This is a genomic window from Nakamurella endophytica, assembly GCF_014646215.1.
Taxonomy (GTDB): Bacteria; Actinomycetota; Actinomycetes; order Mycobacteriales; family Nakamurellaceae; genus Nakamurella; species Nakamurella endophytica.
The window spans coordinates 453,640-469,589 of sequence record NZ_BMNA01000003.1; the positions used below are offsets into that span (position 1 = coordinate 453,640).

General features: G+C 73.4%; 16 protein-coding genes. 1 reads left to right on the top strand and 15 read right to left on the bottom strand.

Going from position 1 to position 15,950, the window contains the following annotated elements; all coding sequences use genetic code 11:
• Positions 1-135 precede the first annotated feature (135 nt).
• The 13 genes from IEY37_RS09250 to IEY37_RS09310 all read right to left on the bottom strand — a co-directional run bounded on the left by IEY37_RS09250 (position 136) and on the right by IEY37_RS09310 (position 12,075).
• Positions 136-402, bottom strand: a complete 267-nt coding sequence (locus tag IEY37_RS09250; protein WP_188941236.1) for a hypothetical protein — start codon at positions 400-402, stop codon at positions 136-138.
• An 89-nt stretch (positions 403-491) separates the two neighbouring features.
• Positions 492-1,238: an SDR family NAD(P)-dependent oxidoreductase gene (locus IEY37_RS09255; protein WP_229674220.1), complete on the bottom strand. Its 747-nt coding sequence runs from the start codon at positions 1,236-1,238 to the stop codon at positions 492-494.
• A gap of 65 nt (positions 1,239-1,303) precedes the next feature.
• Positions 1,304-2,086 (bottom strand): SDR family NAD(P)-dependent oxidoreductase, encoded by a 783-nt coding sequence (locus IEY37_RS09260; RefSeq protein WP_188941238.1) that lies wholly within the window; start codon positions 2,084-2,086, stop codon positions 1,304-1,306.
• A 45-nt stretch (positions 2,087-2,131) separates the two neighbouring features.
• Positions 2,132-3,709, bottom strand: a complete 1,578-nt coding sequence (locus tag IEY37_RS09265; RefSeq protein WP_188941239.1) for a gamma-glutamyltransferase — start codon at positions 3,707-3,709, stop codon at positions 2,132-2,134.
• A gap of 62 nt (positions 3,710-3,771) precedes the next feature.
• Positions 3,772-4,608 (bottom strand): polysaccharide deacetylase family protein, encoded by an 837-nt coding sequence (locus tag IEY37_RS09270; protein ID WP_188941240.1) that lies wholly within the window; start codon positions 4,606-4,608, stop codon positions 3,772-3,774.
• Between the two features lie 29 nt (positions 4,609-4,637).
• Positions 4,638-5,690 carry a branched-chain amino acid ABC transporter permease gene (locus IEY37_RS09275; protein WP_188941241.1) on the bottom strand — a complete coding sequence of 351 codons (1,053 nt, stop codon included), beginning with the start codon at positions 5,688-5,690 and terminating at the stop codon, positions 4,638-4,640.
• Position 5,691: 1 nt separating this feature from the next.
• Positions 5,692-6,561, bottom strand: coding sequence for a branched-chain amino acid ABC transporter permease (locus IEY37_RS09280; RefSeq protein ID WP_188941242.1), 870 nt, complete (start codon positions 6,559-6,561; stop codon positions 5,692-5,694).
• Positions 6,561-7,277, bottom strand: a complete 717-nt coding sequence (locus IEY37_RS09285; RefSeq protein ID WP_188941243.1) for an ABC transporter ATP-binding protein — start codon at positions 7,275-7,277, stop codon at positions 6,561-6,563. The genes IEY37_RS09280 and IEY37_RS09285 overlap by 1 nt, the downstream gene beginning before the upstream one ends.
• A complete protein-coding gene (locus IEY37_RS09290) occupies positions 7,274-7,981 on the bottom strand; it encodes an ABC transporter ATP-binding protein (protein WP_229674221.1) in 708 nt (235 codons plus the stop codon). Before IEY37_RS09290 ends, IEY37_RS09285 begins: the two co-directional genes overlap by 4 nt.
• A gap of 65 nt (positions 7,982-8,046) precedes the next feature.
• A complete protein-coding gene (locus tag IEY37_RS09295; RefSeq protein ID WP_188941245.1) occupies positions 8,047-9,426 on the bottom strand; it encodes an ABC transporter substrate-binding protein in 1,380 nt (459 codons plus the stop codon).
• A gap of 161 nt (positions 9,427-9,587) precedes the next feature.
• Positions 9,588-10,592 carry a heme-dependent oxidative N-demethylase family protein gene (locus IEY37_RS09300; RefSeq protein ID WP_188941246.1) on the bottom strand — a complete coding sequence of 335 codons (1,005 nt, stop codon included), beginning with the start codon at positions 10,590-10,592 and terminating at the stop codon, positions 9,588-9,590.
• Positions 10,589-11,521: a PDR/VanB family oxidoreductase gene (locus tag IEY37_RS09305; protein ID WP_188941247.1), complete on the bottom strand. Its 933-nt coding sequence runs from the start codon at positions 11,519-11,521 to the stop codon at positions 10,589-10,591. The genes IEY37_RS09300 and IEY37_RS09305 overlap by 4 nt, the downstream gene beginning before the upstream one ends.
• On the bottom strand, positions 11,518-12,075 hold the full coding sequence (locus IEY37_RS09310) for a dimethylamine monooxygenase subunit DmmA family protein (protein WP_188941248.1): 558 nt from the start codon (positions 12,073-12,075) through the stop codon (positions 11,518-11,520). The genes IEY37_RS09305 and IEY37_RS09310 overlap by 4 nt, the downstream gene beginning before the upstream one ends.
• Before the next feature lie 187 nt (positions 12,076-12,262).
• Between IEY37_RS09310 and IEY37_RS09315 the strand changes: the two genes are divergently transcribed.
• On the top strand, positions 12,263-13,600 hold the full coding sequence (locus tag IEY37_RS09315; RefSeq protein ID WP_188941249.1) for a M20/M25/M40 family metallo-hydrolase: 1,338 nt from the start codon (positions 12,263-12,265) through the stop codon (positions 13,598-13,600).
• A 26-nt stretch (positions 13,601-13,626) separates the two neighbouring features.
• On the opposite strand, the gene IEY37_RS09320 is transcribed toward IEY37_RS09315, so the two are convergent.
• Positions 13,627-14,526: a MurR/RpiR family transcriptional regulator gene (locus IEY37_RS09320; RefSeq protein ID WP_188941250.1), complete on the bottom strand. Its 900-nt coding sequence runs from the start codon at positions 14,524-14,526 to the stop codon at positions 13,627-13,629.
• A 72-nt stretch (positions 14,527-14,598) separates the two neighbouring features.
• Complete coding sequence (locus IEY37_RS09325; RefSeq protein ID WP_188941251.1) at positions 14,599-15,945, bottom strand: type I glutamate--ammonia ligase; 1,347 nt, start codon at positions 15,943-15,945, stop codon at positions 14,599-14,601.
• Positions 15,946-15,950: the final 5 nt, after the last annotated feature.

Genomic DNA, 15,950 nt, shown 5'->3' on the forward strand with positions numbered 1-15,950 from the left:
GGGACGCCCTGTCCGGCAACCGGTCCGATGGCCCAGGTCACCCTCGGGGACTGTGGCGACACCACCGACAGCCCGGGAGTCGGGCCCGCGCAGGACGCGTGGCGTCGCCCGACGCGGCCCGTCCCGGGCACCTGCCTACGGCAGGCCGGCCCAGCCGGTGAGCCCGGCAGCCTCGTCCTTGCGATCGTCGCCGTTCCCGGACATCGTGCGCCGGTCCGGCTCGTCGCGGTGCTCCTCGATCGCCTCCGCTGCCTGGAGCTTGTCCTCCAGGGCCTTGGGGTAGGTGTCCGCCATGGCCGTCGGGTCGTTCAGCTCGTCGGAGTCGTCCGCCGGGTCGCGGACGTCGTCGGACTGGTCGACGATCGCCTGCTCCCGGCCGCTGAGGCTGCTCTGCTCGGTCACGTCTCGACCGTACCCGCGGGTAGCGGCACGGAAACGTGACCAGCGTGAGGCCCCCGGCCGCGTCCTGGCCGAGCAGCGCGGCCGGCGATTCAGCTCAGCGGCAGCGGCCGGCCCGCCGAGAAGCCGCCGTCGACGTCCAGGACCGCGCCGGTGACGTAGTCGGACCGGTCGTCGGCGAGGAACAGGCATGCCCGGGCGACGTGCTCGGGCCGGCCGATGCGCTGGACCGGCTGACCGGCCACCAGGGTGTCGAGGTACTCCGGACTGAGCTCCCGCACCCGCGGCACGTCGATCAGCCCGGGCGCGACGGCGTTCACCGTGACCCCCAGCGGCGCCAGCTCGAGTGCCGCGACGCGGGTGAGCATCTCGACCGCCGCCTTGGACGAGCAGTAGTGCGACGCGCCGATGCGGCCGGACCGGGCGGCACCCGACGACACCACCACGATGCTCCGCCGGGTGCGGGGGACGGTGCCGTCGGTGATCCGCCGCGCGAGCCATCGGCAGAGCAGGAAGGGTCCGCGGACGTTGACGCCGTGAACGGCGTCCCACTCCTGGTCGGTCATCTCGACCAGCAGACGGGTCGGGTAGATCCCGGCCGCGGCGACCAGGACGTCCGGGAACCCGTGCCGCAGCGCCACCGCCTCGAGCGCCGACTCGACGGACGCTGCCGACGTGACGTCCATCCGCACGCTCGCCGCCCGGTGCCCGTCCCGGACGGCCTGCTGCACGGTGGCGTCCGCGCCGGCGGCGTCGACATCGGCGACCACGACGGTGGCGCCGGCGGCCGCGAAGTCCAGGGCGATCCGTCGGCCGATGCCGCCGGCCGCGCCGGTCACTACGACCACCCGGCCCGCCCAGGCGTCCGCCCCCGGCCCGCCGGTCGCGGCGGCCCCGGACGCAGTCACGGGGCCGGCCACTGCTGCTCACCGGTGTTGAGCCGGTTCGACTGGCCGCCGTCGACCGGGAGCACCGTGCCGGTGACGAACGACGCCTGGTCGGAGACCAGGAACGAGACCGCGGCTGCGATCTCGGCGACGTCGCACTGCCGGCCGAGCGGCTGGAACGAGGCCTGCAGGTCGCGCCCGGCCCAGGCCCGGGCTGCCGCCTCCGCGTCGAGACCGTCCAGCGACCCGCCCATGTCGTTGGCGACGTAACCCGGGCTCACCGCGTTGACCCGGATGTTGAACGGTCCCCCGTCGGCGGCCATGGCCCGGGTCAGGCCGATGATGCCGGCCTTGGACGCGCAGTACGCGGCGTAGCCCGGGACGCCACCGAGCCCCCAGGTGGAGGACAGGCTGACCACCGCGCCGTGCCCGGACGCCCGCAGGTGGTCGAACGCGGCACGGGTGCAGCGGAAGGCACCGCCGAGGTTCACCGAGATCACCCGGTCCCAGTCGCTGTCCGGCATGGCGTCGACGCGGGCGCGCTGCTCGGCGACGCCGGCGTTGTTCACCATGACGTCCAGCCCGCCGAGCAGCCCGACGGCGGCCGCGATCATGGCGTCGACCGACCGGGTGTCGGAGACGTCGACGTCGACGGCCGTGCCGCCGCCGGCCCGCCAGGCCCCGGCGGCGGCCGGGAGGTCGGCGCGGACGACGGACAGGCCGTCGGCCTCCAGGCGGGTCGCGATCGCCGCGCCGATGCCCTTGCAGCCACCGGTCACCACCGCCCTGCGCTCGGTCATGAGCATCCTTTCGTCGTCACTGGTCGGAGTTGCGGGCCCGCGTGGTCAGCCGGCCGACAGTCCCAGCGGCTTGCCGTCGTCGCCCGAAGCGGTCCACCCGGACGCCGTGGCGGCGACACCGTTGACCCGGGCATAGGTGAAGGTGGTCGGCAGTTCCGCGACGACCGTGGGTGAGACACCGAGCGCCTGCAGCTCTTCCGCGGCGCCCGGCCCCAGACGCGGGTCGAGCCAGGCCTGGCCGCTCTCCACGTGCAGCCGGGGCGCGGCGACGGCGGAGGCCAGGTCGGCGCCGTCCAGCAGCCGGTCGAGGACCTGCGCGACGGCGGTGATGATCCGGCGGCCACCGGACGCTCCGACGGCGGCGACCGGCCGGCCGCTGCGGCGGACCACGGTCGGCGCGACCGCCGCCAGCCCGGCGAGTCCGGCGCGGACGCTGTTCACCCGCTCCGGCCGCGGGTCGAAGTAGAGCATCCCGTCGTTGAGCAGCACGCCCGTGGCGGGTTCCAGCCACCGCGAACCGAACAGGTCGAGCACCGTCTGGGTCAGCGCGACCACCGTGCCGTCCCGGTCGACGGCGGTCAGGTGCGAGGTGCAACCGCTGCGGGCCGCGGTGTCCGCGCTGTCCCCGGTGTCCTGGCCGCCGGCGGACCCGCCGGCGAGCAGTCGCTGCCACGGGGTGCCGGCGTCCGGATCCGTGCTCATCGACGAGAACCGGTCGGCGAAGGCCCGGCTCATCGGTCCGGCCCAGCGCTGCGCCCAGGACGCCGACGGCGACGCCTGCCGGGCCGACCGCAACATCTGCACGGTCGACGGGAACCCGGTGTACAGCGGCCCGGCGAGCTCGACGTCGCCGAGCCGCACCTGCGTCGGCTCCGCCCACCGGGCGTGGTAGCCGGCCAGGTCGGCGGCATCCAGCACACCGCCGGCCGCGGCGACGGCGTCACCGATCGCCCGCCCCGGCGCCCCTCGGTAGAAGGCGTCGGCGCCGCCGGCGGCGACCGCCTCCAGCGTCGCGGCCAGCTCCGGTTGCCGCAGCCACTGGCCGGGACCGGTGGCCGGCCCGCGCAGCGGCAGGCCGCCCGGCAGGAACCGCCGCGCCGTCGCGGGGAACCGGGCCAGTTCCGGCGCGGCCGCCGTCGTCAGGGCCGACGCCAGCCAGTCGACCTCGTGCCCGTCGGCCGCCAGGGCGATGGCCGGCTCCAGCACGGTGGGCAGCGGCAGCCGGCCGCGCCGCTCGTGCGCCAGGCACAGCGCGGCCACCGCGCCCGGCACGCCGATCGAGCGCGGGCCCTGGATGTTCTCGTCGTCCTGCATCGGCGGCCAGCCGTAGAAGCCGGTGGGGGCATCGGTCCCCAGCGGCCGGAACAAGTCCGGGGTGGCGGCGCGCGGCGCGGTGATCGGGCCGGTGACCTCGAACGCCTGGCCCGTCCCGCCGTCCACGCCCACCAGCCAGGCACCGCCGCCGAGCCCGCTCAGGTGCTGCTCGGTGACCGCCAGCGCGAAGGCTGCGGCCACGGCGGCGTCCACGGCGCTGCCGCCGGCCCGCAGCATCGCGGCGCCGGCGTCGGCGGCCCGCTGGTCGTTGGCGACCACCAGGCCGCCGGCCGATCCGAGCTCCGTCACGGTGCACCTCTCTTCGCGTCCCTCGTCACCGCCGGGTCGGCACGCCCGGCGCCGGCTCCGGGTCAGTCGGACCAGGCGTCGGCGATCTCGCTCAAGGTCGCGTACCAGATGTCGTCGTGACCGGCCATCCGGTCCAGCAGCTCCTCGAGACCGAGGAGGTGGTGCGAGCGCCCGATGGTCTGCGGGTGCATCGTCAGGACGTACACGGCGTCGTCGACCCGGTCGTGCGCGAAGTCGAAGATGGTCTTCCAGCGGTCGATCATGTCCCGGTGGGTGCCCAGCGGGGACACCCCGGCGATGTACTCGACGGCCGGGAAGTCGTCCAGGTACCAGGACACCGGGATCTCCACGAACCGGGCGGGAGCCCCGAACACGCTGGCGGACTCGTAGTGGACCTCGACCCGCTGCGGCCGGTAGAGCTCGAACTCCCGCCCCATCAGGCTGCTGTCCCAGTCGAACCCGAACTCCTCGAGCAGGTCCATGGTGACCTCGGAGAAATCCCAGGCCGGCGAGCGGTAGCCGCGCGGCCGGTGCCCGACGACCTGTTCGTGCTGGCGCAGCGAGATCTCCAGCAGCCGGCGCTCCTCGTCGGCCGGCAGCAGGCTGATGTTCTCGTGGTAGCACCCGTGCGCGCAGATCTCGTGACCGGCGGACAGGATGTCGGCGATCTTGTCGGGGAAGGTGACCAGGTCGTGCCCCGGCACCGCCCAGGTCGCGGGGAGCCCGCGGTCGGCCAGCGTCCGCAGGATCCGCGGCACGCCCTCCTGGGCGCCGAAGTCGCCGCGGGACAGGTACGACAGCGACGGCCGGCCGACCGATCCCATCCACGGCGAGTGGGCGTCGAAGTCGAACGTCAGGGCGACGGCCATGGTCTTGCCGGTCGGCAGCTGCAGGGGCATGACGGCGGGTTCCCTTCGGGCGAGGCGGGTCAGGCGTGGTCGGCCGGGCGGTGCGCGGCGGCGGGCTCCAGCGGGACCGCCGCGGCGGTGGTGTCGGTGGGGGACCCGCCGGTGCCGTCCCGCCCGCGCATCGCAGCGACGCGACGCCAGAGCAGTCGGCCCGCTCCGGCCAGACCTTCGGGGAACACCCACAGCACGACCAGGATGATGGCGCTGGTGACCACCTGCTGCCAGGCCCCGGTGCCCGACAGCCGGTCGTTGAGGACCGTGATCACCACCGCGCCCACCACGGTGCCGGGGATGCTGCTGCGGCCGCCGAGGAAGATCATGCTCAGCAGGATGGTCAGGTACCCGAAGCCGAACACGTCGGTGCTGACGACGCTGTTCAGGAAGGCGTTGTAGCTGCCGGCCACCCCGGCGGCGGCCGCACCGATGACGAACGCCAGGAACTGCTGCCGGGTGCGCCGGATGCCGCGGCTGGCGGCGAGCTGCTCGTTGTTGCGCAGCGCCACCAGGGACAGACCGAAGCGGGACCGGCTGATCGCCAGGAAGACGGCGCAGACGGCGAACAGCAGGACAGCGCCGAGGCAGTAGTAGCCGTAGCGGTTGTGGTCGTAGAAGTTGACCGGACCGAGCGTCATGTCCGGCAGACCGACGATGCCGTTGGAGCCGCCGGTCAGGTCGCTCTGACCCAGCACCAGGTAGATGCACAGCTGCGAGAAGACGTAGGTGGCAAGGCCGACGTAGATGCCTCGCAGCCGCAGCACCGGCAGGAACGCGACGCAGGCCGACAGCGCCGCGGACACGGCGGCCAGCGCCATGGCCAGCCACGGCGACATGCCGGTGCGGTCCACCAGGATCGCCGACGAGTAGGCGCCGACCCCGAAGAACGCGATCTGCGCGAAGTTGAAGATCCCGGCCAGGCCCAGGGTCAGGTTCCAGCTGACCGCCAGCACGCCGTACAGCAGCGCCTGGATGAGCACCAGCCGGGAGTGCGCGCTGGTGAACATCCCGGGCAGCACGGCCAGCACGACGGCGAACACCACCCACGGCAGTAACAGCCGCAGCACCCGGATCGCCATGTCAGGCCGTCCTCTGCCGGATCAGGCCCTCGGGCCGCAGCAGCAGCACGACGATCATCGCCAGGAACAGCAGCACCGGACTCCAGCTCAGGCCGAAGAAGTACGTGGTCGCCGCCTCCAGCAACCCGATGAGGTACGCGCCGGCGAGGGTGCCGCCGAGCGAGGCGGTGCCGCCGAAGGCGAGCACGACGAACGCCCGCAGCAACGGGTCGTCGCCCATGGTCGGCGTCATGAACTGGATGCCGGCCAGCAGCACGCCGGCGAAGGCGGCCAGGACGCAGGCGATGACGACGACGAAGACGTACACCGCGGCCGGCCGGATGCCGACGAGCCTGGCGTGGTCCCGGTTCTGCTCCAGGGCCCGGACGGCGATGCCGATCGGGCTGCGCTTGAGCACCAGGAACAGCGCACCGACGAGCACCGGCGCGGCGACGAGCGCCACCAGCTGGTTGCCGCTCACCGTCGCCCCGGACAGGCTCACCGAGGCGGAGGTGAATTGCGGCACCCGCCGCAGCTGCGGGCCCCAGAGCAGCTGGATGACGCTCTGCACCAGTGCCGTGACCGCGAGAGTGGCGACCATGACCAGCATTGCGCCGTTCTCGCGGCGGATGAACGGCCGCACCAGGGCGATCTCGTAGACCACGCCGACGACCGCGAGCACCACCACCGCCAGCACCGCGGCGAGCGCGACCGGCAGGTCGAGCTGCTCGGTGAACGTCCACGCGAAGTAGGCGCCCAGGGCCAGCAGCACACCGTGGCCGAAGTTGAAGACACCGAGGGTCGACCACATCAGGCTCAGGCCGGAGGCCATCAGCCCGTACAGCGAGCCCAGGACCAGCCCGCTGAGCAGGATCGCCGCGAACGCGTCCATCAGACGTCCCCGAGGAACAGCGACATCATCCGCGCGGAGTCGGCACCGGCGACCGAGTCGCCCGTCTGCACCACCTGTCCGGACTCGACGACGTAGAACCGGTCCGTCGCCCGCAGCACCAGGTCCATGTCCCCGTCCACCAGCACCAGCGCCTCCAACCTGCCGCGCAGCTGCCGGATCGCGTCCGCCAGCTCGTGTTTCACCTTCGGTGCCAGGCCGAGGGTGGGTTCGTCCAGGATCAGCACCCGCGGCCCGGCCATCAGGCCGATGCCGATGCTGAGCATCTGCCGCTCGCCGCCGCTGAGCGTTCCGGCGAGCTGGGCGCTGCGCTGCTGCAGCTTGGGGAACAGGCCGAAGACCTCGTCCAGCAGGGGGCGCCGGGCCGACCGGTCGGGGTTCGCGGCACCACCGAGCCGCAGGCAGTCCGCGACGGTCATCCGCGGGAACAACCGGGAGCCCTGGGGCACCTGGACGACGCCGCGCCGCAGCACGGCCCGCGGCGACAGCGGCAGCAGCGACGCGCCCTGGAAACGGATGTCGCCCGCGGTGGGCCGGTGCAGCCCGGAGACGCAGCGCAGCAGCGTGGTCTTGCCGTGCCCGTTGGGACCGAGCAGTCCGATGGCCTCGCCCTCGTCGAGGTGGAGGTCGATGCCGCGGAGCACGGAACTGCGGCCGTACCCGGCGTGCAGTCCCTCGACGCTGAGCATGGCGGTCATGCGGCCCCTCCCGGCCCGAGGTACGCCTGCACGACGGCGGGGTCGGCCAGCACCTGCTCGGGGGCGCCGCCGGCGATCACCGCGCCGGCGTCCAGCACGATCATGCGCCCGCACAGGGTCCGCAGCACCCGCAGCACGTGCTCGACCAGGATGATGGTCACCCCTGCCGCGTTGATCGTCCGGAGCAGGTCGATCAGCTGGTCCTGGTCCTGCGGCTCCAGACCGGCCGCGGGCTCGTCAAGCAGTAGCACGGAGGGACGCGAGACGATCGCCGTCGCGATCATCAACCGCTTGCGGTCGACGAGCGAGAGCTGTTTGGCCGGCGCGTCGCCGTCGGTCAACCCGACCGTCTCCAGCGCCTCCCGGACCCGGTCCTCCGCCACCCGGCCGCGCCGCCCGAGCGCGCTCGGCGAGGCGCACACCCGGACGTTCTGCAGCACGGACAGGTCGTCGAAGACGGCTTCCGTCTGGAACGTCCGCACCAGCCCGGCGCGGGTGATCGACCACCCGGGGCGACCGACCACGTCCTGCCCCCGCAGCAGCACGTGGCCGCCCGGGTCCGGCCCGAACGGCACCCCGGTCAGCACGTTGAACAGCGTCGACTTGCCGGCGCCGTTCGGCCCGGCGAGGCCGAAGACCTCGCCGGACCGGACGTCGAAACTGACGTCGCGGACGGCCGCGAGCTTGCCGAACGTCTTCGACACCCCCCGCACGCTCAGCAGGGGCGCCTCCGTGTCCCGGTCGGCCGGCGGGGCCGCGACGCCGCCCATCACTGGAACCAGGGCGGCAGGACGAACGAGCCGCCGGCGTACTTCTCCGGGGCGATGAGGACCGGCTTGGCGTCCTGGATCTGGAAGGACTGCAGCGGCACGAAGTCGTCGCCGGCCTTGGCCAGGTGGGTCTGCTGGTCGAACACGATCGTGCCGCCGGCGGCCTTGGTGGTGCTGGCGCCGATCGCCTGGCCGATCTCGGTCTTCTTGTCCGCGTCGCCGACCTTCTTCAGGGCGTCGGCGTAGATCTTGACCGCCTGGTAGGTGATGACCGCCTGCGGGTCCACGGCGGAGGTGCCGTACGCCGCCTGGTAGGCCTTCTGCAGCGTGACCGTCTCGGGGTTCTTGTCCGACGCGATCACACCGGCGAGGTTGTTGTAGAGCACGCCGTTCCCGCTCGCCTTGGCCTCGTCCAGCCACGCCGGCTGGTTGGGTCCGTACTGCAGGAACATCAGCGACTTGGTCGGGTTCTGCAGGAACTGCTGCAGGAAGGTGATCTCGTTCGACACCTGGTAGTCGGTGTTGACGACGTAGTCCGGGTTCTTGGACCGGATGTCCGCCAGGACGGTGCCCCAATCGCTCACCGCACCGAACGGCACGGTCTGCTCGCCGACGACGGACCAGCCCTTCTTGCCGAAGTAGGCCTTGAGGTCGGTCGAGATGCCCTTGCTGTAGGCGTTGTCGGACGTGACGATGTACGCCGACTTGTTGCGCGGCTTCCACGTGCCCGCCGCGGCCCACTGGTCGGCCAGGTCGACCGGGCCGGTCCCGTACTGCGCGTAGCTCGGGGTCACCGACCAGATGGTCGGGTACTTGGCCGGGTCCTTGCCGACGATCTCGGCGGTCTGCGCCGTGCCGCCGCCGAGGATGTAGACCATGCCGGCCCGGGCGAAGTTGTTGATCTCGAAGTTCGTCGTCGAGGCGTAGCCGGTCACCACGGCCTTGACCGAGTCGTCGCTGAGCAGGTTCTGCACGCCGGCCGTGACGACGTCGTTCGACTCGTTCTTGGTGTCCTCGGCGCGGAGCTTGAAGGTGTAGCCGGCGACGCCCCCGGCGGCGTTGAGCTCCTTGATGGCGAGCTCGGCGCCGCGCTGCGCACCCTGCCCGTCGCTGGCCGTCGTCCCGGTCAGCGTGGCGAGCAGGCCGATGGTGATCTCGCCGCGGGCGGCCGGGGCGTTGGAGCCGCTCGAGCCACCGGAGCCGCTGGTGTCGCCGCCGGCGCTGCTCGAGCCGGCGGCCGAGCCGGCCGAACTGGCCGACGAGCTCGAGCTGCTGGAGTCGGAACTGCCGGCGTTGGCGCCGCAGGCGCCGGCGAGCAGGACCACGGCCGCGGCGACGGAGGTCGCCAGCAGTCCGCGTCGGGTACGCAAGGTCGTCATGGAGGTCCTCATTCGCGTGTGACCGGATCAGGGCGGTACGGCGGGCCCGGCGCACCCGGAGCCGAGCCCTGGGGCGGTGGGCCTGGGGGCGTGACCCGGGGGCACCTGTAATGAACTCATTGGAACGAACGACGCGTCAAGGCCCGTACGTGAAATGGTTGTTACAGGTCGAACCAGTCGAGCAACCCGGGTCGGTACCGGGCGAATCCCTTGTAGGCGGCCATGTCCTCCGGTAGCTCCGCCAGCACGGACCGCAACTGGCCGGCCCACTGCGGCACCGTGACGATGTCGGCGAAGGCGGCCAGCTGCGTCTTGATCAGGAAGAGCAGGGCGCCCGTCGCGGGCAGCCGGACCAGGTGCTGCAGCTCGACCCGCAGCCGCAGCGACCCGTAGCGGTGCTCGGTGGCGCTGCGAACCGCGTGCCCCGGGTCGCGCCGGTGGCTCGCCTCCAGGCTGGCGTCGAGCCGGCCGCTGTCGTAGATGCTCCAGTTGGTCCGGCGGTAGACGTCGCCGGGGTCCAGGGACAGCAGGAACCGCTCGGTGCGGTCGACCATGCCGCTGTCCCGGATCCGCGGCACGGGGGAGTGCAGGTCGGCGAACGACATACCCAGCGAGAAGCTGCTGGACCAGGAGCCGGTGAAGGTCGCGGCCACCGCGTCGACGTACAGCCGGTCCTCCCGCGGGCCGAGCAGGAACAGGTCCTCCTGCACCTGCCCGGCGAGCGCGGCCAGCGGGTGCGCGCCGTCCACCAGCGGGTCGCCGGTCCGGGCGGACCACCGCGTGCCCAGCAGGTCGTTGCGCCACCGCAGGACGCCGTCATCCCCCCGCTGCAGCCGGAAGAGGTCGGGACGCTGCGGCGCGATCTCGGCCAGCCCGAACTCCAGCGCCTCCCAGGCCGCCGGCAGGGCGTGCGGCAGGGCCGAGCAGCGGCGCGGCTCGCGGTCGAGGATGGCGGTGCGCTCTGCCATCACCGCGGGGTATCCGCCGTCCACCTCGAGGACGTGCCGTCCCCAGGACCCGGCGGCCGTCGCGACCGGTCGGCGCCCGCGCTCGACGTTGATCCAGTACCGGTACGTGTCGGCGCCCGGCTCGAACGGCCAGGCCAGCTCGGCCAGCGGGGTGGCGTACGACGGCGCGGTGTCGGGTGTGCGCGGTGCGGTGGTCACAGGTCCAGCTCCAGCTCTGCGGTGCCGGCTCGGGAGACGCAGGGGTACATGCGGTCGGCGGCGTCGCGCAGCGCCGCGGGCAGCACCAGGTCGCGGTGCTCGGGGGTCCCGGCCAGCACCCCGATGCGGCACCGCCCGCAGACTCCGGTCCGGCACAGGTGGTCGACGGCGACGCCGTCCCGCTCGAGGACCTCCAGCAGGCTGACCCCCGCGGGCACCGGCAGCCGCCGGCCCGACGACCGGACCAGGACCTCGAACGGCGCCCCGGCATCGAGGTCCGGTGCGGTGAAGTGCTCGACGTGTACCCGCTCCGGCGGCCAGCCCGCCGCCGCGCAGCGGTCGGTGACCAGGTCCAGGACGGCGCGCGGTCCGCAGGCGTAGAGGTGGGTGCCGACCGGTTGCCGCTCGACGGCCTCCGCGACGGCCGACGCCAGCGCGGTGCGGCCGGGGGCCTCGACCAGGTCGGCGCCGGCCAGCCGGCGGACCAGCTCCAGGTGCGCCGCGGCGCCGCTCCGGTACCCGTAGACCACGCTGCAGCTGCGTCCCCAGCGACGCGCCGCCCCGAGGTGGGACAGGATCGGGGTGATCCCGATGCCGGCCGCGACGAAGAGGTGGTGGCGGGCGTGCGGCACGGGCGGGAACGCCGACCGCGGGCCCGACACGGACAGCTGGCCGCCGACCCGGACGGTGTCGTGCAGCGCGTCCGACAGGCCGCCCCGTCCGGTGCGCCGGACGCTGATGCGGTAGGCGTCGGGTGCGGTGCCGTCGTCGGTCAACGAGTAGCAGGTGCGCACGCCGTCCAGCCCCACGACCAGGTGCGAGCCGGGCTCGTACGGGCGCAGCGGCCGGTGGCTGGTCAGCACGTACGACCGCACGTCGACAGTGGTCTGCTCGACAGCGGCGACGGTGAGCCGGTCGTCGCCGGTCACCGTGCGGCTCCCGGTGCGGCGTCCGGGGTGTCGACGGAACCCAGGTACCGGCCGCTGGACAGCGACACGTGGTCGTGCACCAGCAGTGTCCGCGCGCAGCCCGCGCACCGGAACCGGTCGCCGGCGGCGAGGGTCGTGGCGCCGCAGTGCGGGCAGTAGACCCGGCGGTGGGTCCGGCGGTCGGCGTGCAGGTGCAGCTCGGCGTCCATCAGGCCCGCCTCGACGGCGCAGGCCCGCAGCGCGAGCACCGCGTGCTCGGGGCCGACGGCGGCGACCCGCCACCCGACGTGGCGGCGGGAAGCCAGCTCGCCGAAGGCCGGCGGCAGCGCCTCGATCCAACCGGTGAGCTGCGGCTCGGGCACGGTGACCAGCTCGGCGTCCAGCCCGGCCACGGTAAGCCGGCGGTGCCAGTCCCGGGCGGTGGTGCCCCGGGCGGCCAGGTCGAACACCGTCCAGCACCGGCCGGCCGGCGGCGGTGCGGGTGCGGCGTCGGGCCACTGCGGCACGGACCGGGACGTCACCCGGCGGCCGCCCGTCGGCGTCGCCTCATCCACCGCCGCAGGTTATGCCGATTTCAGTTCTGGCGACAAGACCCATTGCCTCTAACATCTGTTACGACCTACGGTGAAGCGGTCCACCGTCGTCCCACGGCCGCACGCCGGGCGCGACACAACCCTGCGACCCGACGATCCGTGGCACCGGCGTCCGCTGCCGCCGTCGCGGTGACCGAGAGGCGAACCCATGCCCGACGACGCCCCCACCGACCCGCGCGCCGCCGTCCTGGACGCCGTCGACCGGCTGGCCCCCAGGCTGGTGGAGACCACCTCCGCCGCCGTCCGGATCGCGAGCGTGGACCCGCGGTACCCGGGCCAGGACTACGACAGCCTGGTCGGCCGCGAGGCCGAGGTCAGCCGCCTGATGGCGGACGTGTACCGGTCGGCGGGCGCGGACGTCGAGATGGTCGTCGTGGAGGCCGGGCGGGACAACGCCTGCGGCCGGATCCGGGGCACCGGCGGTGGCCGGTCGCTGGTGTTCAACGGACATGTCGACGTCGTCCCGACGAATCCCTCGCGCTGGAGCCGGGACCCGTTCTCCGGGCTGATCACCGATACGGCGGTGCACGGCCGCGGTGCCAGCGACGACAAGGGCGGCGTGGTGGCGGCCGGCTTCGCCGCGCTGGCGCTGGCCGAGGCAGGGGTGCGGCTGCGGGGCGACCTGGTGCTGCAGGCGGTCGTCGGCGAGGAGGTGGGCGACCACACGATCGGCACCACCGCCGCCGTGCAGGCCGGGTACGGGGCGGACGCCGCGCTGATCGTCGAGCCCACCAACTACGACGACGCCGCGCCGAGGCTGGCGACCGTGAGCAGCGGCGGGCTGTGGTTCTCGCTGACGCTGACCGGGAAGATCGCGCACTCGAGCCTGTACGGGTACGTCGCGCAGCCGGCACTGCAGGGAACGTCCCTGGGCGTCAACGTGATCGACCGGTACTGGGTGATCTACCGGGCCCTGCAGGACCTCCAGCAGCGCTGGGCGCGGGACGACCGGCACCCGCTGTACCGGGACGGCCACTTCTCGATCCTGCCCGGCGTGCTCGAGGCCCACCCGCACGGCTTCCGCGTGCCGTTCGGCGTCCCCGACGAGCTGACGGTCGAGTACTGCGTGACGCACAACCCGGCCCGCAGCAACGAGGAGGTCATCGCGGAGATCGAGGGCGTGGTCCGCGACGCCTGCGCCAACGACTCGTGGCTGCGCGAGCACGAGCCGGTGTTCGAGTGGAAGCTGCTGTGGCCGCCGTACACCACCCCGGGCGACCTGGACCTGTTGCCGGCCCTGGCCGCCGCGCACAGCCGTGCGGTCGGCGACCCGAGCGGCGCCACCGGCCCGGGGCTCGAGGGCTTCTTCGGTCTGTGCGACATCACCTGGATGGAGGCGCAGCAGATCCCGGGCGTGGTCTACGGCCCGGGCAACGCCCTCACCGCGCACGCCGAGGACGAGTACGTGGCCATCGACCAGCTGGTCACCGCGGCGAAGACGTACGCGCTGACGGCCATCGAGTACTGCGGGGTCGCGCAGGACTGAGGCCCGGCCGGGCGCCGGGCGCCGGGTCAGGACGACGGTGCGGCGGACTCCGCGCCCGCACCGGAGCGCATGCGCTCGATCAGCTCCAGCCGTCGGCGGCCCTGCTCGCCCAGCCGCTCGCCGATCGAGGCGATCAGCGCCTCGACCATGGCCATCGCCGGCACCAGCGAGTCGAACGGTGACGGCGACTCGACCCGGGCCGGCAGGACCACCGAGGCCACGTCGGCCGCGGGGGACAGGCCGCTGTCGGTCAGCAGCACGACGGCGCACCCGCGGTCCGCCATGCGCCGGGCGAAGAGCACCGACTCGGTGTCGTACCGGCGGTAGTCGAAGATCACCAGGACGTCCGACTTCGAGCTGTCGGCCACCAGGCCGAGCCGGGCCGTCTCCTCCTCGGGTGCCATCGCGGCGTCGCTGCGCAGCATCTGCAGGTGCAGCGTGAGGTACTCGGCGAGCAGCCGGCTGAACCGGCCGCCGGCCAGGTGCACCCGCTTGCGCGGGTCGCACAGCAACCGCACGGCGGCGTCGAACTCGGTCCGCGGCAACTCGTGGAACGACTCGGCCAGGTTGGTGGTGAAGACGTCGGAGGCGTGCGGCAGCAACGCCTCCGGGCCGCCGGGGTGCAGGTTCTTGGCGTACTGCGCCAGTGGCGACCCGAGGTTGGTGTGCAGCTCGTGGCGCAGCGCCCGCTGGAACGCCGGGTGGCCGGAGAAACCGAGCCGGGACACGAAGCGCACCACGGTCGGCGGGCTGACGTTGGCCCGACCGGCGAGCTCGGCGACCGTCTCCAGACCGGCGATGGGATACCCGGCCAGCAGCACCCTGGCGACCTTGCGCTCGCTGGGGCTGAACGTCGCGAGCCGCTCCCGGACCAGCGCGGCCACGGAGACGTCGGGCTCGTCGGCGTCCGCGCGAGACCCGCTCATGGTGATCCCCCTACCCCCGACGGCCCGCGCACCGGCCACCGTCCGGTGGCGGCGGCGTGAGCTGCGCCGATCCTAGAAGCGCCACCGCACCGCAGCGGCGACGTCGGCCGGCGGCCGGGTGCCGAACGTCTCCCAGTCGTGCTGTCGCACCGCACAGTACGAGCTGTGCAGGACGGGTCCGAGCAGTTCGGCGAAGAACGGGCTGCCGGCCAGCAGCTGCAGCGCTGCGCCCAGGTCCGGCGGGAACGGACGGACCCGGCCGGCGGCGCGCTCGGCCTCGCCGAGCGTGCCCGGCTCGACCTGCACCTCGGCGGGCAGCGGCAGCCGGCGGTCGAGGCCGTCCAGCGCGGAACCCATCAGGGCGGCGACCGCCAGGTACTGGTTCGCGGCCGGATCCACGCACTTGATCTCGATGTTCGACTGCTCGCCGCCGAACCCGGCCGCACCGGGCATGTACCGGACCGCGGCCTCACGGTTGCCGGTGCCCCAGCAGACGTAGGCGCCGGCCCAGTTGTGCGGGCGCAGTCGCTCGAAGCTCAACGTGCTGCCGCCGAGCAGCGCCACACCCTCGTCCAGGTGCTCGAGCACGCCGGCCACCAGGTGGCCGGCCTCGGGCGAGAAACCGGTCGGCTGGCCGGGATCGTGGAAGACGGGCCGGCCGTCGCGGGTGGCGGACAGGTGCACGTGGCAGCCGTTGGCGATGGCCCCGACGACGGGGACGGGGGCGAACGACACGAGCAGGCCGTGCGCCTGGGACACCCGGGTGATCACCTGTCGCGCCAGCACGTAGTCGTCCACCGCCCGCACCGCCGGCCGCGGGGCCAGGGACAGCTCCAGCTGCCCGGGGCCGTACTCCGGGTGCAGCTGCTCCGCCGGCACGCCGGCGATGGCGAGCGCGTCCAGCAGGTCCAGGTGCCAGCTCTCCAGCTCCAGGAACGGCAGCATGCCGTACCCCGGCCCGGTGTGCGCCAGCACCGGGGCCGCCTTGGTCCCGGTGAACAGGGTGAACTCGATCTCGAAGCCGACCAGGAAGTCCAGGCCGGCCTGCCGGGCCCGGGCGTCCACCGCGGCGAGCAGCGAACGCTGGCAGGTGGAGTGCGGCGAGCCGTCGAGGGACCGGATGTCGGCGGGCGCCCAGGCCAGGCCGCGCTGCTCGTCCAGCAGCGCCACCGCCGACATGTCCGGGACCGCCCGCAGGTCGCCCACCGTGGCGTCCAGTTCGGGCACCGAGTTCACGTGGTCGTCGACCGAGAACAGCATGCCGACCGACAGCGACATGGTGGCGCCCTTGCTGCCGGCGGACGAGACCTTGTGCTGCGGCAGGAGCTTCAGCCGGCTGATCCCCGCGTTGTCCAGGTGCGCGACGGCCAGCGCCCGGATGCGGGAGCTGTCGACGAGCGGTGGTCGGAACGCTGCCACGGACA